Annotated in this window: 1 protein-coding gene; it reads right to left on the bottom strand. The window is 47.3% G+C overall.

Going from position 1 to position 1,168, the window contains the following annotated elements; genetic code table 11:
- Positions 1-188 precede the first annotated feature (188 nt).
- Positions 189-716: a hypothetical protein gene (locus QEH53_RS23835; protein WP_309025741.1), complete on the bottom strand. Its 528-nt coding sequence runs from the start codon at positions 714-716 to the stop codon at positions 189-191.
- Positions 717-1,168 lie beyond the last annotated feature (452 nt).

Raw genomic sequence — 1,168 nt, 5'->3', positions numbered from 1 at the left:
TCGAATCTAACAGGATCATCCGCGCGTCCGGCCGTTCCCTCGCAATCCCGAGATAGTTCAATATAAAGAAAAGCTATTTATATAAATAGCGCAGGATAGCTGTTTTTCCGTTGACAGCACACGACCATATCAACGTCGAGTGCATACGCGGAGGGGGCGCAGCCCCCGGAGTTGTATGGCACGACTGGTTAGGTATTCTTTATTTCAATTGATGATCGAATAAATTCGAATGCCTCCAGGACCTTGTCGTCAGGATCGGGATCTGACTCTAATCTTAAATAACATGCTTTATTCGGGAATCTTACAAGGCGGTGAATGCGGTGTCTTACTTCGAATCCTTCGAACATCCTCACTGAGTATTCTTCTTTTATTTGATCTGTAGGATTCGCTTCCGAAGGGGTAAAACGTGACTCGGTTACTTCTCCTTCGGGCATCGCTTGGGCAAAGGATTCGGCCCTTTCCTTTGCATGCTCAAGTAGTGTCGGTAGTTCTCCTTCTTTAGAAAAGATCACTTCGATGTACACGCCAGACGACAAAGTCATGAAGATGGCTTCTTCTTTTCCGAAATTCTGATGGCTATCTATTTTGCAGCTCTTTGGGTAGTTGAATTTCAAATTCTCGCTATCGAAGACGTGATGTAGAGATGGAATAGCCAAGAGATCCTGAAAGGCTATCAGGAAAACGATCAGGAATAGAGGGGTTCGATTGGTCTTCATTTTCTACCAACGCCAAGCTCAGACGCGTAGGCCTAAGCTGTCTTTTGAATTTCTGGGGTGTTGGATTTTCATGGGATCGAAGTGAAAGAGGCGAGCGTTTGCCGGAGTTGTCTGCGGCGCCTTGTTGGAAGGTGGATCACACAACCGACCAGTGCAGGAGTTCAACCTTGGTCGGAATGTCTTGTGGCTAATCCGTCTCATGCTTCCGCTTGTCAATTGGTCTCCTTGTCGTTTGCTCGATGCTCGAAATGGGTCTGTCAGGTTCCGTATCAAAATGTCTGTGGCGTTTCCATTGCAAGAGGATGCTGCGTCCTTCGGTTCGAAATGCTTTCTCTATAATAATCACGGATGTCTTCCAACGCTAAGGTGATACGACGGCGGCTTCAGTCATCGCCTCCACGTCTGGGTTGGTTGATTTCGAAGTTTCGATGCGAAAGAGGCGAGCGTTTGCC

It is taken from the genome of Pelagicoccus sp. SDUM812002, from assembly GCF_031127835.1.
Taxonomy (GTDB): domain Bacteria; phylum Verrucomicrobiota; class Verrucomicrobiia; order Opitutales; family Opitutaceae; genus Pelagicoccus.
The sequence above is the reverse complement of the archived record's forward strand: the minus strand, read 5'-3'. Positions and strand labels throughout refer to the sequence as shown.

Excerpts from the sequence above, each read along its gene's own strand:
- QEH53_RS23835 (WP_309025741.1), bottom strand. The coding sequence starts at position 716 with ATGAAGACCAATCGAACCCCTCTATTCCTGATCGTTTTCCTGATAGCC.